Source organism: Sphingobium yanoikuyae (assembly GCF_013001025.1).
GTDB lineage: Bacteria > Pseudomonadota > Alphaproteobacteria > Sphingomonadales > Sphingomonadaceae > Sphingobium > Sphingobium yanoikuyae_A.
In genome coordinates this window covers 2,683,098-2,707,498 of sequence record NZ_CP053021.1, presented here as the reverse complement: position 1 = coordinate 2,707,498, position 24,401 = coordinate 2,683,098, and the positions used below count along the sequence as shown (strand labels likewise).

23 protein-coding genes and 1 tRNA gene are annotated in these 24,401 nt (G+C 64.3%); 10 read left to right on the top strand and 14 right to left on the bottom strand.

Translation table 11 applies throughout. The annotated features are described in order from the left end of the window. Positions 1-115: 115 nt before the first annotated feature. The 5 genes from HH800_RS13265 to HH800_RS13245 are packed head-to-tail and all read left to right on the top strand — an operon-like array spanning position 116 to position 8,553. A complete protein-coding gene (locus HH800_RS13265; RefSeq protein WP_169861358.1) occupies positions 116-3,559 on the top strand; it encodes a glycosyl hydrolase 2 galactose-binding domain-containing protein in 3,444 nt (1,147 codons plus the stop codon). Between the two features lies 1 nt (position 3,560). Further along, a complete protein-coding gene (locus HH800_RS13260; RefSeq protein WP_169861357.1) occupies positions 3,561-5,030 on the top strand; it encodes a carboxylesterase/lipase family protein in 1,470 nt (489 codons plus the stop codon). Then, positions 5,027-5,761, top strand: coding sequence for a GDSL-type esterase/lipase family protein (locus tag HH800_RS13255; RefSeq protein ID WP_169861356.1), 735 nt, complete (start codon positions 5,027-5,029; stop codon positions 5,759-5,761). Before HH800_RS13260 ends, HH800_RS13255 begins: the two co-directional genes overlap by 4 nt. Positions 5,762-5,776: 15 nt before the next feature. Further along, the gene (locus HH800_RS13250) at positions 5,777-6,592 is read left to right on the top strand and encodes a class I mannose-6-phosphate isomerase (protein WP_169861355.1); all 816 of its coding nucleotides are present in this window, start codon (positions 5,777-5,779) and stop codon (positions 6,590-6,592) included. Beyond that, positions 6,592-8,553, top strand: a complete 1,962-nt coding sequence (locus tag HH800_RS13245) for a glycoside hydrolase family 97 protein (protein ID WP_169861354.1) — start codon at positions 6,592-6,594, stop codon at positions 8,551-8,553. Before HH800_RS13250 ends, HH800_RS13245 begins: the two co-directional genes overlap by 1 nt. Before the next feature lie 444 nt (positions 8,554-8,997). Here the strand turns inward: HH800_RS13245 and HH800_RS13240 are convergent, their stop codons facing one another. Beyond that, entirely contained in the window at positions 8,998-10,173 is a 1,176-nt protein-coding gene (locus tag HH800_RS13240; protein WP_206379169.1) for a LacI family DNA-binding transcriptional regulator, read from the bottom strand. Here HH800_RS13240 and HH800_RS28925 point away from each other — a divergent pair. Further along, positions 10,172-10,369 carry a hypothetical protein gene (locus HH800_RS28925; protein ID WP_206379168.1) on the top strand — a complete coding sequence of 66 codons (198 nt, stop codon included), beginning with the start codon at positions 10,172-10,174 and terminating at the stop codon, positions 10,367-10,369. The two genes, HH800_RS13240 and HH800_RS28925, sit on opposite strands and share 2 nt — an antisense overlap. Positions 10,370-10,402: 33 nt before the next feature. Here HH800_RS28925 and HH800_RS13230 read toward each other — a convergent pair. Beyond that, positions 10,403-10,478 (bottom strand) — tRNA-Lys (locus tag HH800_RS13230). Positions 10,479-10,519: 41 nt separating this feature from the next. Further along, positions 10,520-11,029 carry a 2-amino-4-hydroxy-6-hydroxymethyldihydropteridine diphosphokinase gene (gene folK / locus HH800_RS13225; RefSeq protein WP_169861353.1) on the bottom strand — a complete coding sequence of 170 codons (510 nt, stop codon included), beginning with the start codon at positions 11,027-11,029 and terminating at the stop codon, positions 10,520-10,522. Between the two features lie 23 nt (positions 11,030-11,052). Between folK and HH800_RS13220 the strand changes: the two genes are divergently transcribed. Further along, positions 11,053-11,718, top strand: a complete 666-nt coding sequence (locus HH800_RS13220; RefSeq protein WP_169861352.1) for a uracil-DNA glycosylase — start codon at positions 11,053-11,055, stop codon at positions 11,716-11,718. A gap of 114 nt (positions 11,719-11,832) precedes the next feature. On the opposite strand, the gene HH800_RS13215 is transcribed toward HH800_RS13220, so the two are convergent. The 4 genes from HH800_RS13215 to HH800_RS13200 form a co-directional block, all read right to left on the bottom strand. Further along, entirely contained in the window at positions 11,833-12,159 is a 327-nt protein-coding gene (locus HH800_RS13215; RefSeq protein WP_169861351.1) for a YnfA family protein, read from the bottom strand. A 31-nt stretch (positions 12,160-12,190) separates the two neighbouring features. Next, the gene (gene aguB / locus HH800_RS13210; RefSeq protein WP_099230338.1) at positions 12,191-13,039 is read right to left on the bottom strand and encodes an N-carbamoylputrescine amidase; all 849 of its coding nucleotides are present in this window, start codon (positions 13,037-13,039) and stop codon (positions 12,191-12,193) included. Positions 13,040-13,107: 68 nt separating this feature from the next. Further along, a complete protein-coding gene (locus HH800_RS13205; RefSeq protein WP_069337833.1) occupies positions 13,108-13,440 on the bottom strand; it encodes a DUF2501 domain-containing protein in 333 nt (110 codons plus the stop codon). An 89-nt stretch (positions 13,441-13,529) separates the two neighbouring features. Further along, the gene (locus HH800_RS13200; RefSeq protein WP_169861350.1) at positions 13,530-14,519 is read right to left on the bottom strand and encodes an agmatine deiminase family protein; all 990 of its coding nucleotides are present in this window, start codon (positions 14,517-14,519) and stop codon (positions 13,530-13,532) included. Between the two features lie 101 nt (positions 14,520-14,620). Here HH800_RS13200 and HH800_RS13195 point away from each other — a divergent pair, with 101 nt between their 5' ends. Together HH800_RS13195 and HH800_RS29100 are read left to right on the top strand one after the other, a co-directional pair. Then, the gene (locus HH800_RS13195; RefSeq protein WP_097382683.1) at positions 14,621-15,073 is read left to right on the top strand and encodes a DUF6265 family protein; all 453 of its coding nucleotides are present in this window, start codon (positions 14,621-14,623) and stop codon (positions 15,071-15,073) included. Between the two features lie 295 nt (positions 15,074-15,368). Further along, positions 15,369-16,889: an IS30 family transposase gene (locus HH800_RS29100; RefSeq protein WP_235681878.1), complete on the top strand. Its 1,521-nt coding sequence runs from the start codon at positions 15,369-15,371 to the stop codon at positions 16,887-16,889. Positions 16,890-16,904: 15 nt separating this feature from the next. On the opposite strand, the gene HH800_RS13185 is transcribed toward HH800_RS29100, so the two are convergent. The 4 genes from HH800_RS13185 to rpsD all read right to left on the bottom strand — a co-directional run bounded on the left by HH800_RS13185 (position 16,905) and on the right by rpsD (position 20,908). Continuing rightward, entirely contained in the window at positions 16,905-18,041 is a 1,137-nt protein-coding gene (locus tag HH800_RS13185) for a glutathionylspermidine synthase family protein (RefSeq protein WP_169861349.1), read from the bottom strand. Continuing rightward, a complete protein-coding gene (locus HH800_RS13180; protein WP_136187629.1) occupies positions 18,041-18,385 on the bottom strand; it encodes a hypothetical protein in 345 nt (114 codons plus the stop codon). The genes HH800_RS13185 and HH800_RS13180 overlap by 1 nt, the downstream gene beginning before the upstream one ends. Before the next feature lie 72 nt (positions 18,386-18,457). Then, the gene (locus tag HH800_RS13175; protein WP_169861348.1) at positions 18,458-20,131 is read right to left on the bottom strand and encodes a M28 family peptidase; all 1,674 of its coding nucleotides are present in this window, start codon (positions 20,129-20,131) and stop codon (positions 18,458-18,460) included. 162 nt (positions 20,132-20,293) lie between these two features. Next, on the bottom strand, positions 20,294-20,908 hold the full coding sequence (rpsD, locus tag HH800_RS13170; protein ID WP_004211980.1) for a 30S ribosomal protein S4: 615 nt from the start codon (positions 20,906-20,908) through the stop codon (positions 20,294-20,296). A gap of 244 nt (positions 20,909-21,152) precedes the next feature. Between rpsD and HH800_RS13165 the strand changes: the two genes are divergently transcribed. Then, positions 21,153-21,449, top strand: coding sequence for a chorismate mutase (locus HH800_RS13165; RefSeq protein WP_017501829.1), 297 nt, complete (start codon positions 21,153-21,155; stop codon positions 21,447-21,449). On the opposite strand, the gene HH800_RS13160 is transcribed toward HH800_RS13165, so the two are convergent. The 3 genes from HH800_RS13160 to glyA form a co-directional block, all read right to left on the bottom strand. Then, entirely contained in the window at positions 21,446-22,534 is a 1,089-nt protein-coding gene (locus HH800_RS13160; protein ID WP_169861347.1) for a TrmJ/YjtD family RNA methyltransferase, read from the bottom strand. The two genes, HH800_RS13165 and HH800_RS13160, sit on opposite strands and share 4 nt — an antisense overlap. Positions 22,535-22,597: 63 nt before the next feature. Further along, positions 22,598-23,059, bottom strand: coding sequence for a transcriptional regulator NrdR (gene nrdR, locus HH800_RS13155; RefSeq protein ID WP_010337343.1), 462 nt, complete (start codon positions 23,057-23,059; stop codon positions 22,598-22,600). Between the two features lie 6 nt (positions 23,060-23,065). After that, positions 23,066-24,397 (bottom strand): serine hydroxymethyltransferase, encoded by a 1,332-nt coding sequence (gene glyA / locus HH800_RS13150; protein ID WP_169861346.1) that lies wholly within the window; start codon positions 24,395-24,397, stop codon positions 23,066-23,068. Positions 24,398-24,401: the final 4 nt, after the last annotated feature.

The window sequence follows — 24,401 nt, the reverse complement described above, 5'->3', positions numbered from 1 at the left end:
ATCACCCTCCAAATGAATATTTCAATTTGACTTATTAAATCAGTTCATTGCAGAACGCAAAGGGAAGCTGGCCAAGACCGGACCGGATTTTGACGAAGAACGGGGAGAGGATTTCATGCGCGCAATCATTCAGGCTCTGCTGGGATCGTCCCTCATTGCGCTGAGCGGCATGGCGATCGCTCAGCAGGGGGATAGCGCCGCGGCGCCTTATGGATCGGGCGCGACCTTCAATGCGATCTTTCTGGAAGGCGGCATCGGCATCGACCGCGCGATCGCGCCGGGATCGGCCCTGGCGACGGCGGGCGCGCCGCTCAGCCTGACCGCCTGGGTCCGGCCGGATCGCATCGCGAAGGGCGACATTGCCCTGCTCCAGCTCGGCGCGCTGGCCGGGCAGGGGCCGCAATTGCTGCTCCGCGATGGCCGACCGGCGGTGAAGATGGCAGGCACTGTGCTGGCGGCACCGCAGGTTCTGGTCGCCGACCGGTGGACGCATGTCAGTGCGACGATCGATAATGGCCAGACGATACTCTATGTCGGTGGCCGCGCGGTAGCGCGCGGTGCGACCCAAATCCCCCCTTTCGCGCCCCAGATTCATGTCGCGCCTGCCCAGGCAGACGCCGCGCATTTTGGCGGCGCACTGGCCGGGGCGGGGGTTGCGACCGAACCGCTGACCGATGCGCAGGTCGCCGCCGCTGCGGCTGCGCGGCCGGTTTTCGATCTCATCCAGTTCTGGCATGTCGGGGCGGGATGGGAATGGCAGAGCCGCGCCAATACCGGCCTGTGGAAACAGCAGGATGCCTGGACCCTGCCGCAGGGCAGGGGCGGCTATTCCAGCCCGGTCGCCAAGCCCGCGTCCGATGCGCCGGCCCTGGAAGCGGTCGCGTCCGATCGCTGGCGCGTCAATGGCTGGCAACTGGCGGCGGCTCCCGGCGTAAAGCAGGATGGCGCGGCGTTGTCGCTTCCGGGCAATCCGTCGGGGGAATGGCGCGTCGCGACCGTGCCGGGCACGGTCCTGACGACATTGGTGGACCGGGGCGTCTATCCCGACCCCTATTATGGCCTCAACAATATGGCGATTCCGGAAAGCCTGGCACGACAGGATTATTGGTATCGCACTCGCTTCATCCTGCCGGCCGACGTGGCAGGCAAGAAGCTCACCATCCTCTTCAACGGCATTAATTATGCGGGCGAGGCCTGGGCCAATGGCCAGCGTCTGGGCGCGACGATCGGCGCCTTCACGCGCGGGCAGTTCGCTTTCACAGCTGTTCCGGGCGAAAATGTCGTGGCGGTCCGTGTGTCGCCACCGCCTCATCCCGGCATTCCACACGAGCAGTCGATCAAGGCGGGCGTCGGCGAAAATGGCGGCCAGCTCGCGATCGACGGGCCGACCTTTGTCGCGACCGAGGGCTGGGACTGGATTCCGGGTATTCGCGATCGCAATACCGGTCTGTGGCAGGGCGTTGAATTGCAGGCGCATGGCGAAGTCCGCATACTCGATCCGCATGTCGTGACCGATCTGCCGCTACCACGCACCGACAGTGCCGACATCTTCATCACCGTGCCGTTGCGTAATGACGGCACAGCCAGTCGCCGCGTCACCGTCCGGGCGGCGTTCGACGATGTGGTCGTGGAAAAGGCGATCGATCTGGCCCCGGGCGCAGGCGAAGTGCGCTTTGCCCCCACCGAGTTTGCGGCGCTGCGGGTCCGCAATCCCCGTCTCTGGTGGCCCAATGGCTATGGCGATCCGGCGCTTCACAGACTGGATCTGACGGCCAGCGTCGATGGCGCCGCGTCGGACCATCGATCGACCCGTTTCGGCATCCGCGAAGTCAGCTACGACCTCTCGCTGTTCGATGCGAAGGGCGCGCTGCGCCGCGTCAATGTGCAGACCACCAATGGCGGGCTGGCGGGCCAGAAGCTGATCGATGTCCGGCATGAAGCGATCAAGCAGAGCCCGAAGGGCTGGGCGGAATCGCTGACTGCGGCGGGCGAGGCTTCCCCCGCTGTCACCGCGCTGGGCGCTGCCGATACATTGCCCGAACCGCATCTCACCATCCGGGTCAATGGCGTGAAGATCGCGGCGCGAGGCGGCAATTGGGGCATGGACGATGCCATGAAGCGCATCTCGCGCGACCGATTGGAGCCCTATTTCCGCCTCGAAAAAGAAGCGCATATGAACATCATCCGCAACTGGATGGGTACCAATACGGAGCCGGAATTTTACGATCTGGCCGACGAATATGGCATGATGGTGCTCAATGACTTCTGGCAGTCGACCCAGAATTTCCAGGTCGAGCCGCAAGATCCGCAACTGTTCCTGGCCAATGCCCGCGACACGGTCAGTCGCTATCGCAACCATCCCTCCATCATCCTGTGGTTCGGTCGCAACGAAGGCGTGCCTTATCCGCTGCTGAACGAGAAGCTTGACGATCTGGTGTTCGAACTGGACGGCACGCGCTGGTTCACCGGCAGTTCCAACACGGTAAATCTGCAGGGTTCTGGTCCCTATAATTATCGCGCGCCCGAGGGCTATTTTACCGATCTCGCCTCCGGCTTTTCGGTCGAGACCGGCACGCCATCCCTGTCCACGCTGGAATCGGTTGCGGCGTCCGTGCCCCAGGCCGACCTCTGGCCGCTCAGTGACACGCTTGCCTATCATGACTGGCATTTCAGCGGGAATGGCGACACGAAGACCTTCATGTCGACGCTGGCGAACATGTTCGGCCCGGCAACCAGTTTCGAGGATTTCGAGCGCAAGGCGCAGATGATGAACCTCGAAACCCACAAGGCCATGTATGAGGGCTTTCTGGGCCATCTCTGGACCAAGAATAGCGGTCGGCTTCTGTGGATGACCCATCCGGCCTGGCCGTCGAACGCCTGGCAGATCCATAGCTGGGATTATGACACCCATGGCGCCTATTATGGGGCGAAGAAGGCGGTCGAGCCGGTTCACGTCCAGCTCAACCTGCCGGGCAATGAACTGATCGCGCTCAACACCACGCGCAATGCACTGCCCGGCCTCACCGCCAGCGTGAAGGTGGTCAGCCTTGACAACCGCACGCTGTTCAGCCGTAGCGACCGGCTGGACCTGCCCGCCAACCAGCGTGTGGAACTGGCGGCCGTCCCGCTTGAACGGCTGTTCGCCAGCGATCCGATGCTGCTGGTGTCGCTGCGTCTGACCGACAAGGCAGGCAAATTGCTGTCGGAGAATTTCTATTGGCGCGGCAAGGATGAGGCGGCCTATCGCGCGCTCGACGGGCTGCAACAGGTGCGGCTCGGCATGCAGGTCGGCGTGCCTGCACAGGTGGATGGCGAGCAGATGCTGACCGTCACCCTGGCCAATGACGCGGCGGTGCCGGTGCTCAATGCCAAGCTGACCCTGCTCGATGCGCGGGGCACCCGCATCCTGCCGGCCTATTATAGCGACAATTATGTCGCGCTGTTGCCGGGAGAAAAGCGCAGCGTCACCATCCGTTATCCCGCCAGCCAGAGCGGTGTCCCGTCCGTCACCCTGCGCGGATGGAATGTCGTGCCGCAGAGCGTCGCCGCCGGGCAGTGAGATGAAGCGGCATTTAGCCCTCTTCCTTGCGCCGCTGTTGCTGGCGGCGGCCGCGCCGCCGCAGGTGGCGGTGACCGGCGGCGTGATCGAGGGGATCGCAGGCGCATCGGATGATCCGCTGCTGTTTCGCGGCATCCCCTTTGCCGCTGCGCCGGTGGGGGCATTGCGCTGGCGGGCGCCGCAGCCGGTCACGCCCTGGCGCGGCGTGCGCATGGCCACCACGCGGGTGCCGGCATGCCTGCAGAATGATTATGGCTGGAACCGAAGCGATCATGTCGCGGGGAGCGAGGATTGCCTGACGCTGGACGTGGCGACCCCCGGGCTGGCTGGACATCGTCCGGTCATGGTCTGGATCCATGGTGGCAGCAACCGGGCCGGATCGGCAGGCGACACGGTCAAGGCGGCGCTGGCGCTACGCGGCATCGTGCTGGTCGCAATCCAGTATCGGCTAGGTATTTTCGGCTTTCTGAGCCATCGTGCTCTGTCGGCGGAAGCGCATGGCGCCAGCGGCAATTATGGGCTGATGGACCAGATTGTAGCGCTGCGCTGGGTACAGGACAATATTGCGCGTTTCGGTGGCGATCCCGCCAATGTCACCATTTTCGGCGAATCCGCCGGCGCCCAGGATGTCGGCCTGCTGCTGGCAGCGCCTACGGCCCGCCGGCTATTCGCCCGTGCCATCCTGCAAAGCGGAACCCCCAATTTCGGATTGCCCACCCGTCCGCTCGATCGCGCCTTGCGCATCGGCGATCAGCTTGACGCGCTGCTTGGCAGTGGCGGCAATGCCGGGCTGCTGCGTGGGGCATCGTCGGCCGCCGTGCTGGCAGCGGACCTGCGCCTGCATGACGAGCGACTGGAAAGTGATGATTTCCTGTGGCTGCGGCCGACTATCGACGGCGCCGTGCTGCCGGATGATCCGCGCAGTCTGTTACGGCAGGGGCCGGCGCGACCGGTCATCATCGGGTCCAATCGTGCCGAGTTCGGCTTGCCCGGCGGTCGCGCCCATCGCGACGCCAATGTCGATGCCGCTTTTGGCGCCCATGCCGGCAAGGCGCGCGCCTTCTATCGGCTCGACGAACCTGATCCCACCCCCGACCCGCGGCTGGGCGATCGAGACCTGCGGATCGCGACCGACATTCTCTTTCGCTGTCCTTCGGGTCGCTTGGCTGATCTTCTGGCGGAATCCGGCTGGCCGGTATGGCGCTATGAATTCGATCTGGCACCCGATGGTGGGCGCAGCTTCCATGGCGCTGATATAGACTATGTAATGGCAGACCAGCCGATAGGCTTGGCACTCTCGATGCAGGATTATTGGCTGGCCTTTGCCTACAGCGGCGTGCCCGCGCCGGCCGACAAGCCCGCGTGGCCCCGCTATGCGCCAGGCCGCCGCCATGTGACCTTCGATGCGCGCGGCGTTACGCCCGAGACATCGCTGGCGGCAATTCCGTGCGATTGGATGGATCGGATATGACGGGTGAAATCACGCGGCGCGCAATCATGGGCATGGCGGCGGCGCTGCCGCTGGGGACGGCGATGCCGGCCATGGCGCAGGATTGTCGGGTGGAAAATGACGCAGAAAGGCGGCTGCACAGCGATTTCGCCTGGCTGGATCGCTACGCCGCCGACAATCGCGTGCTGATCGACAGCGGTACGCAAACCGGTATCGTCTTCATCGGCGACAGCATCACTCAAGGGTGGAAGGACAAGCGACCGGCCTTCTTCACGCCCGGCCGGGTCAATCGCGGCATTAGCGGGCAGACCACGCCGCAGATGCTGTTGCGGATGATGGCGGATGTCATCGCGCTGAAGCCGCGCGCGGTGCATATCATGGCCGGGACCAACGACATTGCTGGCAATAGCGGGCCCATGACCCAAGCGATGAGCCGGGACAATCTGGCCGCCATGACAACGCTTGCCCGCGCGCACGATGTGCAGGTGCTGCTGAGCGCGATTCCGCCAGCGGCCAGCTTTCCCTGGCGGCCAGGCCTGGACACGCGCACGCCAATCGCCTCGCTCAATCGCTGGCTCAAAAGTCATGCGGAGCAGGGCGGTGCGACCTGGATCGACTATCATGCCGTCCTGGATGACGGCTCCGGCGGCATGAAGCCGGGGCTGGCGAAAGACGGCGTCCACCCCACCGAGGCGGGCTATGAGTTGATGGAGCGTCTGATCGCTCCGGTCCTTGCCGCCCAGCAGCTTTGAAACAAGGATGATTGCATGAAGCTCGTCGCGAATTTTGTCGAAAAGCCTTGGGGGCGCCATGACCTGCCGGACTGGGCGGCGGTGCCAGCGAACCTGAAAGACCCGATCGGTGAACTCTGGTTCACGCCGCCCGATGGCGCGCATCTGCCGTTGCTGGTCAAATATCTCTTCACCAGCGAGCGCCTGTCGGTCCAGGTTCATCCCGATGATGTGCAGGCGCGGGCGCGGGGACTGGCCGGCGGCAAGAGTGAATGCTGGTACATCATCGATGCACAGCCCGGCGCGACGCTTGGCATCGGCGTGCGGCGGCCACTCGATCCGCAGCAATTGCGTGACGCCGCGCTGGATGGATCGATCGAACGGGAAATGATATGGCATCCGGTCGCACCGGGCGACTTCTTCTTCATTCCCGCCGGCACCGTCCATGCGGTGGGAGCGGGGATCATGCTGGTCGAAATTCAGCAGAATGTCGACGTGACCTATCGCCTCTATGATTATGGTCGCCCGCGCGAACTGCATCTGGCGGATGGCACAGCGGTGTCGCGCGCCTTGCCCTATGACATGGCCCAGGCGGTGCGGGCGTCACAGGGGGGGGCGGTCGAGCGCATACTGGCTCGCTGCCCGATCTTCACCGTGCTGCGGGCGACCGATGCCGACGGGCTGCGCGCACGACTGGGGCAGCAGCCGGTCTGGATCATCCCGCTGGCCGGCTTCGCCACGGCCGACGGCGACAGCGCGGGCGTGGGCGAATGCCTCTATCTCGACAGCCCGGCATCCCTGTGCCTGTCCGCCGATGCTATGGTCCTGGCTGCCGTAGAAGGGGCGTTGTGATGCGGGGACGTCGGGCGTTGCCTTTGCTGGCACTACCCTTGTTCACACTGGGCTATGCACTGCCGGCCGCCGCCCAGTCGCGGGTCGTTGCGTCGCCCGACGGGCATAACCGGATCAGCCTCACTCTGGATGCGCAGGGGCAGCCGCTCTGGTCGGTGGATCGGGATGGGCACCGCCTGGTCGACCCCTCGCCGCTGGGGCTGACATTGGACGACGGCCCCTTGGCGACCAATCTGGCGCTGACGGCCAGTCAGGCGTCGTCCGGGGAGGATCGCTATCCCATCGTCGCGGGCAAGGCGGCTTCCGCCGCCGATCGCTATCGCGCGCTGCGCGTGGAGCTGACACAAAAGGATGGCGCGAACCGCGCGCTGACGGTGGAACTGCGTGCCTATGATGATGGTGTGGCCTTTCGCACCATCCTGCCGGTTCAGCCGCAGATTGCCGTGTCGGTCATCCGTGAGGAGCGGACCGAATTTCGCGTCGCGGCCGACAGCCGTTGCTGGGGTTTCAACATCGGATCGTTCGGCAAGAGCCATGAGGGCGAATATGAGCCGGTCGAACCCGCCAAAGTAAGACCGCACAATCTGTTCGACCTCCCGATGCTGTGCGAAAGTGGCGGCAAGGCACTGGCCATCACTGAAGCTGGGCTGAGCGACTATGCCGGCCTTTATCTGACCGGGCGCGGCGATGGCGGCCCGGGCTTTGCGGCGCGCCTGTCACCGGCGCTCGACGATCCGAGGGTCGCGGTCCGTGGCAAGGTGGGGGCGCCGCTCGCCAGTCCCTGGCGGCTCGTCATGCTGGCGGACCGGGCGGGGGACCTGGCCGCCTCTACGCTGGTCACCAGCCTCGCCGAACCGTCGCGAGTGGCGCAGACCGACTGGATCAGGCCGGGCCTGTCGGCCTGGGACTGGTGGAACGGCCCCAGCCTGAAGGGGGTCGACAAAGCCGGCACCAACACCGCCACGGCCAAGGCCTATATTGATTTCGCCGCTGCCAATGGCCTCCCATACAGCCTGATCGACGAGGGCTGGTATCAGGGCGCGGGTGGTGGCGGCGACGTGCGCCCCGGTGCTGATGTTATGCACTGGACACCGGACATCGATTTGCCCGGCCTCATCGATTATGCTGGCCGGAAGGGGGTGCGCCTCTGGCTCTGGTTCAACTGGCGGGCGCTGGACGCGGATATGGAAGCGGCGCTCGCCCAATATGCGCGTATGGGCATTGCCGGCATCAAGGTCGACTTCATGGACCGCGACGATCAGGCGATGGTCGCCTGGTATCATCGCCTGCTGGAAGTTGCGGCGCGCCACAAGCTGATGGTCAATCTGCACGGTGCCTATGTGCCGCGCGGGCTGACGCGCACCTATCCCAATTTCCTGACCCAGGAAGGGGTGATGGGCGCGGAATATAATAAATGGAGCCGGCGGATCACCGCCGATCACAATGTGATGCTCGCCTATACGCGCGGCTTGCTGGGCCCGATGGACTATACGCCGGGGGGCTTCAACAATGTCGCGCCGGCCGACTTCGCAATCCGTAACGATCTGCCCTTCGTCCAGACGACCCGTGCTCATGGGCTTGCACTTTATGTGGTCTATGAAAGTCCTTTCGCCTGTGTGTCCGACAGTCCCGACAGCTATGCTGCCAGCCCTGCAGGACTTGATGTCATCCGTATGCTACCCACCAGCTGGGACGAGACCCGCTTCCTTGCGGGGGATGTGGGGGATTATGTCGCTATCGCCCGGCGAAAGGGCAGGCGCTGGTATGTCGGCATACTCAACAACAGCCAGGCGCGTCATGTCGAACTGCCGATCGGCAAGCTTGGATCCTCATTCAGAATGACGATGTGGCAGGATGGTGAGCGGCCGAGGGATATCGTGCAAACGAGCCGCCCTGCTGACGGTAGCATATCCATCAGCCTCGCGGCTTCTGGTGGAGCGGTATTGATATTGGATCCATGATTGCGTGAATGAGCTTGCGCAGGGCAGCGGGAACTGCCGTGAAATGGGGAGCAACAGCGCTATCGCAATGCCCAAGCGGTCGTGGGGCAGGGCGGAGGTCGAGAGACAATGGCCGTCAGAGACGCCCATTCGCTGGCAAAGCTGGCAGGAGGGGGCGCCTTGTCCGGCCGTAATGTTGGAAACTGTTGATTGGGGCGACCGGTGCTGGCCAGTTACGGCGCAGCTGCGGCCGCAAGCCCAGCGCCAAGAAGCAGACGCCGTGCTTGGTGCATTTCCACCCCCTCCAACTCTTCACTGAGTAGAGGCCAATGATCTTCATGAGTAAAGGTATATTTCGTCTGGGCAATTATGCTTGTTCACGAGATTCTGCCGCGCGTCATATAGGGTACGACCCATTGTTGCTGTTCAGGCCACAAATCTAGATTCCCCCTCCCAGACGGGCAGCTATTCTGCGAGCCGTCCGGACGACCGGCGCGGAATCAGCGTTGGCGCCACGAGCATTGTGGCCGAATTGCCTGCCGCTGGTGGCGTATCCAGTAGCTCAAGCGCCGCTGCCGCGATCTGATCAAACGGGACCCGCATCGTCGTGAGCGGCGTCGGCAGATGGCTGACGATCGGGATATCATTGTAGCCAACGAGCGAGATGTCGCCGGGCACCGTGATCCCCATATTGGTGAGCTTCGAGAGTGCGCCGATGGCGGTATTGTCGTTCACTGCAAATATGGCGGTGGGGCGCTGATCCAGAGCCATGATTGCTTCAGCCGCTTCTGCCCCAGCCTCGATGCTGAAGCTGGATTCCATGATGAGCGATGGATCGAGGGCGATCGATGCTTCTTCCAACGCCTGTTTGTAGCCAGCCAATCGCTCCCGGCTGCTTGAAGCAAAGGAGGGACCGGCGATGATGGCGATCCGCTGATGTCCAAGATCGATGAGATGCCGGGTCGCGAGATAGCCCCCAAGTCGATCATCGCCGATCGCTGACGGGCTGTGGCCATCCGTGCGCAACGCCAGGACATGCGGCACACCCCGCTTTTCGAGCTTGTCGGGCAGATCGTCACCGGTGCGCGCCGTGGCCAGGATCAGGCCATCGACCCCACGCTGGATCAGGGTCTCAGCTGCCCGCTCATCGGCATCGATATTGTCGTCGGTCGTCGCGACGAGCGCGATCCGCCCGCTCTTTGCGCAGGCCTTGGCGATCGCTTCGTACAGCATCGCCATGACCGTATCGGTCAGACGCGGGACGATCACGCCGATCGCCATCGTCTTGCCCCGCCGGAGGCTCGAGGCGGAAATATCACGGATATAGCCAAGATCGGCCGCCACCTGCCGCACCCGGCGCGCGGTGTCGTTGTCAGACTGGGGCAGCCGTTCATCGAGAATGCGTGACACCGTCGATTTCGACACGCCCGCCGCCGCGGCAACATCGTGCAGCGTGACCCGGCCACCGCGCCCTTCCAAATCCCTGCTCATTCCTGCCATTCCGCCTTGATATCGCTTGCTCTCTTCACCGTTCCGGCAGCCCGCTTTGCACTTTGCCGCAAAATCCACCTTGACACCAGAGCCGATTCGAAACGATAACGGGAACGTTCCCAGCAACGTTTTCATATAGGAGAGTTTCATGAGCCTGGGCGGCTGGAAATCTGAGGTGATGGTGCGCCGTTATGCGCATATGTCGGTGAAGCATTTGCAGCCCTACGCCGACCAGCTGATTTTCAAGGACACAAAAGCGCCGAGCCAAGTGTCTGAGAAGATTGAGGCGGGTGGACCCAAAAATGGACACAGGGCAGGGCCTCCGCGGCTCTACCTCGTGGAGTGAGTTCGGTAACTCACTGATACGACTGTGAAAAAATGGTGAGTCCAGCTGGGTTCGAACCAGCGACCTACTGATTAAAAGTCAGTTGCTCTACCGACTGAGCTATGGACCCCCTGTCGAGACCGCTCGCACTAGTGGCGTGCGGGCGGCTGGTCAACCTCTTGTGGCGCGATGATAGGATGCTTTTCGCAAAAGTGCATGGAGATGCCGCACACTCTGCCCGGAAGGCGGGCATTTCCAGTCTGGCGCGATGGCGCTGAGCGGGCGCAGGACGAAGTCGCGTTGGGCAAAGGCGGGGTGGGGGATGATGAGGTCCCGGCTGCACCAGCGTCCGCCCGACCAGAGGATGATGTCGATGTCGAGCCGGCGCGCGCCCCAGCGCTGGAAGCGGCGGCGGCCAAGCCCGGTCTCGATGCCTTGCAGTGCGGCCAGCATGGCGGGCGGGGGTAGGGCGCTGTCGACCAGCAGCGCGGCATTGGCGAAGCGGCGACGCGAGGGGCCGAGCGGCGGCGTCTCGATCGTCGGGGACAGGGCGACCACATCGCCGAGCGCGCCGATCCGGCGCACGGCTTCGGCCAGCAGGCGCGGCGGCGTCAGCCGGGCCGAGAGCGGCCGATTCGATCCGATCGAAAGCGCATAAAGGTGGCGGCTTGTGTCCGGCATGGTGCAGCGCCTATCTGAGCGCCATGATCCTGCAAAGTCCCCTTTCAAGTGAACCGCCCCGTGACTGTCCGCTCTGCCCGCGCCTGGTCGCGCTGCGCGTGGAATGCCGGGCGGAACATCCCGACTGGTGGAATGCGCCGGTGCCCGCCTTTGGCGACCCGATGGCGCGGATCGGCATCATCGGCCTGGCGCCGGGCAAGCAGGGGGCAAACCGCACGGGTCGGCCCTTCACCGGCGATGTCGCGGGCGAACTGTTCTTTGCGACGCTCAAGAAGTTCGGCCTGGCGCAAGGCAATTATGAGGCGCGGGTCGATGACGGGCTGGAACTGCGTGACGCGATCATCATCAATTCGGTTCGCTGCCTGCCGCCGCAGAACAAGCCGGTGCCGACCGAAATCCATGCCTGCCGCCCCTTCCTCGCCGATGGCGTGGCGCAACTGCCGCGCGCGCGGACCTTCGTGGCGCTGGGCGAGATTGCGCATCAGTCGGCGGTGAAGGTGCTTGGCGGCAAGCTGCCCAAGGCGCGCTTTGCCCATGGCGCGGAGCATCGCATGCCCGACGGGCGGATGCTTATCGATAGCTATCATTGTTCGCGCTACAACCAGAATACCAACCGGCTGACGGCGGAGATGTTCGAGGCGGTGTTCGCGCGGGCGGTGGAACTGGCGGGGCTGACGTCCGCCAATTAAATCCGCTCCGGCTTTAGATCCGTTCGTTTCGAGCGCAGTCGAGAAACATGGGTGTCAGCGATTCTCGACAGGCTCGAAGCGAACGGAGGGGGGGGGCAGCGTGGATGGGATGGCTCAGGCGCGGTGCGGGCCGAACAGGATGATGCCCGCGCCGACAAGGCTGAGCGCCACGCCGGCCATGTCCCAGCGGTCCGGCCGCACGCCTTCCACCAGCCAGAGCCAGAGCAGCGCCGAACTGATATAGACGCCGCCATAGGCCGCATAGGCGCGCCCGGCGGCCGCCGCATCGACCAGCGTCAGAAGCCAGGCGAAGAGCAGCAGCGACCCCGTGCCGGGGATCAGCCACAGCATCGACTTGTCCATCCGCAGCCAGGCCCAGAAGGCGAAGCAGCCGGCGATTTCGGCCAGGGCGGCGGCGATATAGACCAGGATCGAGGGCATCAGCCGATCCGCGTTCGGGCAGCGTGCGCCATCAGATATCCTGCGCGATGCGGCCGTAAAGTTCGGGGCGGCGATCGCGGAAGAAGCCCATGCCGGCGCGGTGGATCTTCGCCTTGGCAAGATCCAGCGTGGCGACCAGCGCGCCATTGTCCCTGGCGTCGGACTCCGCGAGGAAATCGCCCCACTCATCGCTGATGAAGCTGTGGCCGTAGAATTTCTGGCCCTCTTCCTCGCCGATGCGGTTGGCGGCGATCACCGGCATGCAGTTGCTGACCGCATGGCCGATCATCGCGCGGCGCCACATGCGGCTGGTGTCCAGCTCCGCATCATAGGGTTCGGAGCCGATCGCGGTCGGGTAGAACAGCATTTCCGCGCCCATCAGCGCCATGCAGCGGGCGGTTTCGGGATACCATTGGTCCCAGCAGATGCCGACGCCCACGGTGCCATATTTGGTCGGCCACACCTTGAAGCCGGTATTGCCGGGGCGGAAATAATATTTTTCCTCATAGCCCGGACCGTCGGGGATGTGGCTCTTGCGATAGACGCCCATGATCTCGCCCTCATCATCGATCATGGCGAGCGAGTTGTAATAATGATGGCCGTCCCGCTCGAAATAGCTGGTCGGGATATAGACGCCCAGATCCTTGGCCAGCTTGCGCATTTCCTGCACGGCGGGGTGCTGGTCGGTCGGCTGGGCGCGGTCGAACAGGGCTTCGTCCTCTTGCCGGCAGAAATAATGGCCCTCGAACAGTTCGGGCGGCAGGATGATCTTCGCGCCGCGAGCGGCGGCCTTGGTCACATGATCGGCGACCATGGCGATATTGTCGGCCATGTCGTCCGAAAAGGCGAGCTGCAGGGCGGCGACGGTCACGCGGGTCATTCATCACTCCATGATGGGTTCGCCGCGCGATATAGGGGCTATGGCGCCGCCGCGCTACCGGGAAGCGCCTATAGCAGGGAAGCCGATTGCTTGAGCACCATGGAGCACATCTTGCCCTTGGCATCGCCCTTCAGGCTATCGAGCGAAATGTCCTTCTTGCCGGCATGGATGATGCCGGTCTCGCCGGACTTGAAGGCGCCCGAGCCCTTCACGCCCGGTTTCTTGTTCAGTTTGTCCAGCACGGCGTTGGCGCTGGTCGCATCAACGAGCCGGTTCTTGACGCAATAACCCAGCACGCCCGCGGCATTGTCGGCGCCCATGCCGATGATGCTGGGCAATTGGGCGGTGCCGGCGCTCGCGCCCAGCAGGATCAGCGAAGTGGCAAGGATCGGACGAAACATGGGGCAATGCTCCTGAAGCCGGGCGATGCTGCGTCGCCCGGCCCGGAAATTGCGCCCGCATGCGCATCCCCGCAACGGGGGACTAACCCTTAGACCAGCGAGGGCATTTGCTGGCTGCAGCAATGGAAGCTGCCGCCGCCCGACAGGATCGCGTCGCTGCGCAGGCCGATGATCTGGCGCCCCGGAAAGAAGGGGGCGAAGGCGTCGAGCGCCGCCTGATCGTTGGGCTGGCCATAGATGGGGACGATGACGGCGGCATTGCCGACATAGAAATTCATGTAGCTGGCGGGGATCGCTTCGCCATCGACCAGCACCAGGCCGGGCGAGGGGATGTCGACCACCTCGACGCCATGCGCCTTGGCGCGGGCGTGGGCGTCGGCATAGATGGCCGTGTTGGGATCGTCCGGGGTGGTCGCGATCGGCAGCGCCAGCTTGCCCGGCGCGACGAAGCGGGCGAGATTGTCGACATGGCCGTCGGTATGGTCGTTGAGCAGGCCATCGCCCAGCCACAGCATGTCGGACAGGCCCAGCGCGCCGGCCAGCAGCGTCTCGATCTTGCCGCGATCAAGGTCCGGGTTGCGGTTGGGATTGAGCAGGCACTGTTCGGTGGTGACGAAGAGGCCGGTGCCGTCGGTATCGATCGCGCCGCCCTCGAACACCCAATTCTGGGTCGAGGTCGCCATGCCGGTGGTTGCGGCCAGGCGCGCGCCGATATCCTCGTCACCGGGCATCTGATATTTGCCGCCCCAGCCGTTGAAACCGAAATCGACCAGCGCACGGTCTCCAGCGCCGTTCAGCACGGCGATCGGCGCGGTGTCGCGCAGCCATACGTCACCCAGATTGTGGACGGCGATGGTGACGCCCGGCGCGACCAGGGCACGCGCAGCGTCGGCATCCGCCTCATTGGCGACGACCAGACGCACCTCTTCGCCCTTGCCATCGGCATGGAGTGCGCTGGCGAAATCGGCAATCTGGCGGCGGGCACCGTCAAAGGCGCCGGGCCATTCTTCCGGGTTGGTCGGGAAGCCGATCCAGGTCCAGTCGTGCGGCGCCCATTCGGCAGGCATGCGAAAAGTCATAGATTTGTCCTTGCCCGGCGCGCTGGCCGGTCCGAGATAGCGGGAGAGATGTTGCGCGCTCCATAGCGCAGGGTCGCGGGTCTGGACAGAGGGTGTAGCGGGTGAAGAAGAGCGTATCGATCATGCTGGCGGCGCTGATGCTGGGCGGGGCGCCGCTGGCGCAGGCGGCGGACCTGCCCGAATGGCTGACCGGCGAATGGCAGCAGGAACGCGGCGACCGCTGGACCGAGGAACTCTGGTCGCTGCCGCGCGGCGGGGTGATGATCGGCATGGGCCGCAGCGGGCGGGGCGAAAGCCTGCAAAGCTGGGAGGTGATGCGGATCGTGCGCGCGGCAGACGGAACGCTGACGCTGCATGCGGCGCCGGAGGGCGGCAAGGAGACGATCTTCCCCGTGCTGGAACAGGGCGTGCGCGACATCAGCTTCGCCAATCCCGACCACGATTACCCCCAACGCATCCGTTACTGGCGCGAGGGCCGGCTGCTGATGGCCGAAACCGCTATGATGGACGGCAGCAACGCCCAGAACTGGACCTATGCCCCGGCGGGGCAGTGAGGGGCGAGGTTGCGACCAGACCTAGTTCCTCCCCAAGCTTGCTTGGGGAGGTGGCAGCGCGAAGCGCTGACGGAGGGGAAATGGCGCAAGCGCAACGCTATTGCCCCTCCACCGCCTTCGGCGGTCCCCCTCCCCAAGCAAGCTTGGGGAGGATTTTCGGACAGTCCGCTTCCCACCCAGGTCCGTCATGCCAGCGGAGGCTGGCATCTCACTTCTTTTAACGATGGGTTTGAAAGAAAAGAGAGATGCCCTGAGTTCACGGAACAAGTGCAACAGCTGTTAGGATGTTGCCGCGATGGGAGAAGATTATGGCCAGCTCAGCCTTGAAGAGCGGATCGAGATTTACCGGCTGCATGCAGCCGGTAAATCTCGAAGAAGTATAGCCACGGGTCTGGGGCGTTCAGCGTCCACGATCAGTCGCGAACTGCGGCGCAACAGCGTCAGGACGAAGGCCTGGCCTGGCGGCTACGAGCCAGTGCGCGTCCATCATCTTGCCGAGCGCCGACGACGATGGGATTGCCGCTTCAAGCTGGAACGCCAACCAGACCTGCGCGACCGGGTGAGAGACGGTCTTGCGATGGGATGGTCTCCCGAACAGATCGCCGGCCGGTTGACGCTGGAAAATGGTCGCACCCTCATCAGTCCAGAGTCAATCTATCGCTTCATCTATCACCGCTCTGCACAGAAGGATTACTGGCATCGCCTGTTGCCGCGGGCCAAGCACAAGCGCGGCCGTCCTGGCCGTTTCGGTGGCAGCATGGTCGATATCATCAAGCATCGGCGCCCTTTGAGCGAGCGCCCTGCAGAGGTTCAGGACCGGCAAAGGCCAGGGCATTGGGAAGCCGACTTCATGCTCTTTGCCCAATATGGCCAGTCCATCCTGGTCGCCCATGAGCGCAGTTCGCGGTTCACGATCATCCAGCGGCCCCGTGATCGAAAGGCGCAGACGACAGCGCAGCATCTTGCCTGCATGCTCATGGCCATGCCCCAAGCCATGCGCCGCACCATCACCTTCGACAATGGCCCAGAGTTCGCCCAGCATCACCAACTGGCTGACCGGATCGGCATCCAGACCTATTTTTGCGACGTCAGGTCACCCTGGCAAAAAGGTGGCATCGAAAATGCCATCGGGCGACTGCGCCGCTTCCTGCCGCGCAAAACCAACCTCGACGCCATCGATCAGGCAAGCATTCTCGCTGCCGCCCACCAATATAACCATACGCCCAGGAAATGCCTCGACTTCAAAACGCCCGCCGAGGCATTCTCTCCCCGCCGAGGCATTCTCTCAATGTCAGTCACATGTTGCACTTCAAACGTGAGTCCACATCCCAGCCTTCGCTGGCATGACGGGATGAAAGGCAGGTTGGCACCTATGCGCCCACCTCAGACTTTAAGGCCGTTTTCCGCCCGGCTGGCTGCGCTGGGCTTGGGTCAGGCTCTGGAGGGCGCGGCCTTGCATGTCGATTTCGCGCTGTTCGGAATAGCTGAGGCCATCGCGGGCGCTGCGATCGGCCTGGGCGTCGGCGCGGTCGGCCTCTCGGCGGAGCGTGCGCGCCTGCTTCTTGCTGAGCGTGCCGCTCTTGCGGCCGTCGCGTATATCCTCGCGCGCCCGGTCCAGTTCATAGTCGCCGGATGGCCGAGGCTCGACCCGGACATTGACCGGGCCGGGCGGTGCGGTCGGCTCTGTCTTGGGCGCGATTTGCGCGGGCAGCGCGGCCGGCAGGGCGAGGGCGGTCAGAAACAGGCTGGGCAGGGCAAGGGTTATGCGCATGGCGTTGCTCCTACAGGACGGGTCAAGGTCGGTTTCCGGCGCTGAACCCGCGCTGAACCTTCAGCCGATGATGTGCGGCACGAAGCGCGCGGCATTGCCGGTGATCGGTCCATCCTCGCGAATGCCCATGCCGGCCGGGTCGCCATCCACCACCCAGCTGCCCAGCACCGGCCGCCGGTCGCCCGCACCGGGCAGGGTATAGAGCCGTTGGTAGATGAAGCCTTCCTCGCCATAGTCGCCGCCGCTCTGGGCGACCGTTTCGCCATCGCGGACGATGCGGACATTGGCGCCCTCGCGGGACAGCAGCGGTTTCATCACATGATCGCCCGTCATGGCGACGCGGCTGGCCTCCAGCAAATTGGGGTGGCCGGGGAACAGATCCCACAGGATCGGCAGGATCGCCTTGTTGCTCCAGACCATCTTCCAGATCGGCTCGATCCACAGGGTGGAGGACAGGCTTTCCACCACTTCCCGGCCAAAGGGTTCATGGACGATCCATTCCCACGGATAGAGGTGGAACAGCGCGTCGATCGGTCGATTGTCGAGATCGACGAAGCGGCGGCGCTGATGGTCCCATCCCAGTTGCTGGGTCTGGATCAACTGGGTGTCGATCCCCGCTTCGCGCGCCGTGTCGGCCATATAGGCGACGGTCACGGCATCCTCGCCCATATTGCCGTCGACATAGGTGAGATGCAGCATCGACGTGCCGCGCGGCGGCGCGATGGCGCGCCAGCGGTCGACCAGCCGTTCGTGCAGGCTGTTGAACTGGTCGGCGGCGGGAAAGAGGGCCTCCTTCCAGTCCCACTGGATCACCGATGCTTCCAGCAGACTGGTCGGCGTGTCGCAGTTGAACTCGAACAATTTGGGCGGCCCGGCGCCGTCATAGCCGAGATCAAAGCGGCCATAGTTGAGCGCGGCCGGCTCCCCGTCCCATGCCTCGCGGATCGCCTGATGACAGAAATCGGGAATGCCGAAGCTGCCGAGCAGATCCTGATCCAGCACATGCTGGCCAGCGGCAAGGAACAGGCGATAGAGTTCGGCGGTCGCCTGCTCGATCTCCGCGATCTCGTCCGGGCTGAAGCGATAGCAGGCGCTTTCATCCCAATAGGGCTGGGCATCGGCGCCATGCCAGACCAGGCCCAGATGCTCGACGCGGGCCTGCCAGTGCGGGCGCGGCGTGCAGGCGATCCGTTCCATCAGCTGTGGCCGCTGCGCCCCGACAGGCCAAGGCCGCCGCGCGTCACATTGGCCGAGGATGCCGGGCTGTAGCTATGGCCATAGGAGGGGGCGATCGACCCGCCACTAACCCGTTCGCCCACGCGCGCGACCGCGCTGCCCCGGCCCAGATAATACCAACCATGGCCGCCACCGCTGCCGCCCCAGCTGCAATTGCGGTCCTCGACCCGGCGCCCCTGCGCATCGCGGCATACACGCACGTCGCGGTCGGCGGTGTCGGGGCTGCGCGAGCAGCCGGTGGCGAGCAGGGCCGCCGCCATGGCCGATGTGATCGGCAACATGCGCCGGTCGAATTTCTGGGTCATGATCCCCCTTATAGCCCCGAAGATGAAAGGCCGGCGACAGCGTCCCCATGCTGTCGCCGGCCTTGACGATGCTTATTTGCCCGCGCGGTCCTTGTCGCGGATGGCGCGGAATTCGTCGCCATCGACCCAGTTGGGCCAGTCGGTCGTATTCGCGAGCGCGCGGCCGACATCATAATAGAGCTTCAGGTCTGCGGCGACGCCGGTCCAGTCCCAATTGGGATCATATTCGTCCTTGGGGCCGTGATAGCGATACTCGGTATAATCCTCGGCCGCGGCCATGCCGGCGGCGGTGCCGCCCTTCACCAGATCCTCGCCGCCCTCGAAATAGAGCATCGGCAGGCCATGCTTGGCGAAGCTGAAATGGTCGGAACGGTAATAATAGCCCTTTTCCGGGGTCGGTTCGAGCGTGGCGACGCGGCCCTGCGCACCCAGCGCGCGGTCGAGATAGGCATCGAGCTGCGACTTGCCCTTGCCGATGACGACGACATTCTTGGCGAGGCCCGCGACGCTCAAGGCATCCATGTTGACGCCGCCGACGGTCTTGCTGAACGGGAAGACCGGATTGTTGCCATAATAGGCCGAACCCAGCAGGCCCGATTCCTCGCCGGTGACGGCCAGGAACACCTGGCTGCGGTCGGACGGGCCGGCCTTCACATTGGCCTGGGCCAGCGCGACCAGCGCGGCGGTGCCGGTGGCATTGTCGACCGCGCCGTTGCAGATATCGTCGCCGTCGGGCGCTGCCTGGCAATGGCCCAGATGATCCCAATGGGCGCTGTAGAGCACATATTCGTCGGGGCGGGTCTTGCCCGGCAGCAGGGCGACGACATTCTTCGACGCATGCTTGCGCAGGTCATTGTCGAACGAGACATTGGCCTTGATCGCGCCCAGCGGCACGGCCTTGAAGCCCTTCTGCTTGGCGGCGGCCATCTGCTGATCGAGGTTGAGGCCGGCGTCGGCGAACAGGGCGGCCGCCTTGTCCTTCTGGATCCAGCCGATCGCGGCCGACTGGTCGGCATTGCCGCCCGGATTGTCGGCGACATGCTGCGACCCGGTCCAACTCGACTGGACGACGTTCCAGCCATAGGCGGCCGGTTCGGTGTCGTGGATGATGATCGCGGCGGCGGCGCCCTGACGCGCGGCTTCCTCGAACTTGTAGGTCCAGCGGCCATAATAGGTCATAGCGCGGCCGTTGAACGGGCCGGTCAGGCCTGGCGTCTGATAATCCGGATCATTGACCAGGATCAGCACCGTCTTGCCCTTCACGTCCAGCCCGGCATAGTCGTTCCAGCCCTTTTCCGGGGCGTTGATGCCATAGCCGACGAACACGACCGGGCTGTCTTTGACCTCGATCCGAGGCTGGGTGGTGCGATAGGTGCCGATCACCATTTCCGGGCCATAGGCGGCAGTGATGGGCGCCTTGCCACCGGTGAAGCTCAGCGCCGAGACATTCTTGGCGGTGATCTCGACCAGCGGCACGTCCTGGAACCAGCTGCCCTTGTTGCCGGGCTTGAGGCCCAGTCTCTCGAACTCGGCGGTCAGCAGCGCCAGCGTCTTTTCCTCGCCCACGGTGCCGGGCGCGCGGCCCTCATAGGCGTCGGACGACAGCTCCTTCACCAGCCGCTTCATTGTGTCGATTGACGGGGCAGTATCGGCCTTGGCGGCGGGGGCGGCGAGCGCGACGGCGGGCGTCAGGGCGGGAGCGGAAAGGGCGAGAACGGCGGCGATCGCCGCGACGGAGCTGCGCATGGAAGGAACCCTTGGTTGGATAGGATGGCGGGGTGATGCCATCGCACCGGGGGCAAGGCAAGATTGTTACAAGGTAAAGAAAATGGCCAAGGAAAAAGGCCAAAAGAAAAGGGCGGTCCCTTGCGGGGCCGCCCTTCTCCAAATTCTGTCCGGAAAGACCGATTAGCGCGAATAGAATTCGACGACCAGATTCGGTTCCATCTTCACCGGGTAGGGCACTTCGTCCAGCGTCGGAACGCGGACATAGGTGACCTTGGTGGCGCCGTCGGGGGCGACATAGTCGGGGATGTCACGCTCGGGCAGGCTCTGCGCTTCGAGAACCAGCGCCATTTCCTGCGCCTTCTTACCCAGGGTGATTTCGTCGCCCGGCTTCACCAGACGCGAGGCGATGTTGCACTTCACGCCGTTCACATAGATGTGGCCGTGCGAAACGATCTGGCGCGCCGAGAAGATGGTCGGCGCGAACTTGGCGCGGTACACGACGGCGTCCAGACGGCGCTCCAGCAGACCGATCAGGTTCTGGCCGGTGTCGCCCTTCATGCGGCTGGCTTCGAAATAGTTCTTCTTGAACTGCTTCTCGGTGATGTCGCCGTAATAGCCCTTCAGCTTCTGCTTGGCGCGCAGCTGGATGCCGTAGTCCGACATCTTGCCCTTGCGGCGCTGGCCGTGCTGACCGGGGCCATATTCGCGCTTGTTGACCGGGCTCTTCGGGCGACCCCAGATGTTCTCGCCCATGCGACGGTCGAGCTTGTACTTGGCGCTAGAGCGCTTCGACATACCTAATTCCTTACAACTGCATACTACGTTATCCGCCCTCCGGATCCGATGAACCGAGGTCCGCAAATTGCGGAGGGCGAAGGCTTCCCGGTCATCGCCTGTTTCCATATTTCAGGGACAGGGCCGCCGCTTCACCGGGATGCGGGGCCAATCGCGAAGGCGCGCCTATGGAGAAGGTCGGATATTATGTCAAGCGCAGAGTCTGGCCTCGACAGCCGGCGGAGCGCGGCCTAATCCGGCGGCCATGAAGCCCGAAGACTATACCAGCATGACCGAGGTGCGCGCCGGTGTCGACGCCCTCGACCGCCAGCTCGTCGCCCTGCTTGACCAGCGTTTTGCCCATATGCGCGCCGCCGCCCGGATCAAGCCGGATCGTGGCGCCGTCCGCGACGAGGCGCGCAAGCGTCAGGTGATCGACAATGCCCGCGCGGAGGCCGAGCGGCTGGGCGCGCCCGGCGACGTGATCGCGGAGCTGTGGGAGCAGCTGGTCGAAGCCTCGATCGCCTATGAAATGGCCGAGTATGACCGCACGCGGGGTTAACGCTCGCGCGGTCGGTTGAGGTGCGACAGCACGCCGCGGAGCGTGCGCACCTCCAGATGGTTCCAGCCCGGCTTGGTAAGCAGGTTGCGCAGCGTCAGCTTGGTCGCGGGTGCGCGGTCGGGCGGGAAGAAATAGCCGACCTTCTCCAACAGCGTGTTCAGCTGCAGGATCATGCCTTCCAGCTCCTCCTGGGGGGCGGGCTCGCCCAGCTCGGTCACGGTCGGCTGTGCCAGATTGGCTTGCTTGGACCATTCATAGGCGCACAGGATCACCGCCTGGGCGAGGTTCAGCGACCCGAATTCCGGATTGATCGGCACGGTCAGGATCTTGCGGGCGAGCGCCACATCCTCGGTCTCCAGCCCCGACCGTTCCGGCCCGAACACATAGGCGCAGCGGCCCTGCGCGGCATGGATTTCCTGCGCGGCTTCCTCGGGTGTGACCACCGGCTTGGTGACGCCGCGCTTGCGCACGGTGGTGGCATAGACATGGGCGCAGTCGGCGACCGCATCGGCCAGCGTCTCATAGACCTGCGCCTTGTCCAGGATGAAGTCCGCGCCAGCGGCCGCCGGACCGGCATCGGGATTGGGCCAGCCATCGCGCGGGGAAACAAGCCGCATCTCGGTCAGCCCGAAATTCAGCATCGCGCGCGCCGCCTTGCCGATATTCTCGCCCAGTTGCGGGCGGACCAGGACGATCACGGGGGGGAGGGGGGAGGTGTCAGTCATATTTCCGTTCGTCCTGAGTAGGGGCTGAGCCGCCTCCGCTTCCGTTCGGTTCGAGCCAGGGTCGAGCGAAGTCGAGGCCCGTGGTCGAGAACGCGCAGCATCCGAGACCGCTTTCCAATCTCCCCTTATCAGGGCTTCCTTCTTCTTGCGGGACCAGTCCTTGATCTGATGTTCACGCTCCAGGGCGTCAATCCGATCGGGGAATGTCTCGCTGAAAACCAATTCGACCGGACGTCGGTCGTGCGTGTAGCCGGCAATCGTGCCGCTTCGATGCTGGGCTATCTGGCGCTCCAGGTCATCGGTGTGACCGGTATAATAGCTCCCATCGGAGCAGCGCAGGATATAGACCCAGAAACTCATTGCGCGCGCGGTTCTCGACAGGCTCGAACCGAACGGACCTTGGCCCTGCGGGCGAGAGTGATTTTACTCACTCCCGACCTCCTTCACCGTGCTGGCGAAATCCTCGAAGTCGCGGGCGTCGGTGAAGTCCTTGTAGACGCTGGCGAAGCGGATATAGGCGACGCTGTCGAGGCGTTTGAGCCCTTCCATCACCATCTCGCCGATCGATCGCGCCGGGATCTCGCTCTCGCCGCTGGTTTCCAGCTGGCGCTGGATGCCCGAAATCAGCTTCTCGATCCGGCTCGGGTCGATCGGCCGCTTGCGGCAGGCGATGCCGATGGAGCGGGCCAGCTTGTCGCGCTCGAACGCTTCCTTGCGGCCTTCGCTCTTCACCACCCAGATGTCGCGCAGCTGGATGCGCTCGAAGGTGGTGAAGCGCGCGCCGCAGGCTTCGCACTGCCGGCGACGGCGAATGGCATTGCCATCCTCCGTCGGCCGGCTGTCCTTCACCTGGCTGTCCTCATGGGCGCAGAAAGGGCAGCGCAAGCGGGCTTACCCCTGATAGATGGGGAAGCGGGCGCAGAGCGCGGCGACACGCTCGCGGACGCTGGCTTCGACGGCGGCATCGCCATGTTCGCCCCCAGAAGCCTGGCTGTCGCGCAAGCCTTCCAGAACGTCGGCGATCATGTCACCGATATCTTCGAACTCGGCGACGCCGAAGCCGCGGGTGGTGCCGGCCGGCGAACCGACGCGGATGCCGCTGGTCTTGGTCGGCGGCAGCGGATCGCCCGGCACGCCATTCTTGTTGCAGGTGATGAAGCTGCGTTCCAGCGCCTCGTCCGCATCCTTGCCCGAAATGCCATAGGGGCGCAGGTCGATAAGGGCGAGGTGGGTGTCGGTGCCGCCCGAGACCACGGCCAGACCGCGCTGCTCCAGCTTGCCGGCCAGTGCCTTCGCGTTGGTGACGATCGCCTGGGCATAGGTCTTGAATTCGGGCTGCAGCGCTTCGCCGAAAGCGACAGCCTTGGCGGCGATCACGTGCATCAGCGGGCCGCCCTGAAGGCCGGGGAAGATCGCCGAATTGATCTTCTTCGCGATCGCCTCGTCATCGGTCATGATCATGCCGCCACGCGGGCCACGCAGCGTCTTGTGCGTGGTGGTGGTCACGACATGGGCATGGCCGAAGGGCGAGGGGTGGGCGCCACCGGCGACCAGGCCGGCGAAGTGGGCCATGTCGACCATGAACAGCGCGCCGACCTTGTCCGCGATTGCGCGGAAGCGGGCGAAGTCGATCTGGCGCGGATAGGCGCTGCCGCCGGCGATGATCAGCTTGGGCTGGCATTCGATCGCCTGGGCCTCAACCGCGTCATAGTCGATCAGATGGGTGTCTTCGCGCACGCCATATTGCACGGCGTTGAACCACTTGCCCGACATGCTGGGCTTGGAACCGTGGGTCAGGTGACCACCGGCGTCGAGCGACAGGCCCATGATGGTTTCGCCGGGCTTGACCAGCGCCAGCATCACGCCGCCATTGGCCTGCGCGCCCGAATGGGGCTGGACGTTGGCGAACTGGCAGCCGAACAGCTGCTTCGCGCGGTCGATGGCGAGCTGTTCCACCACGTCCGACGGGGCGCAGCCCTGATAATAGCGCTTGCCCGGATAGCCTTCGGCATATTTGTTGGTGAAGACGCTGCCCTGCGCTTCGAGCACGGCCTGCGACACGATATTTTCCGACGCGATCAGCTCGATCTGGGTCTGCTCGCGCTTCAGTTCCTGGGCGACGCCGGCGAACACGGCCGGATCGGCAGCGGCCAGGCCTGCGGTGAAATAGCCTTCCGAACGAATGTCGGGCAGGTTGGGCTGGGTGAGGGTTTCGGTGCTCATCTCA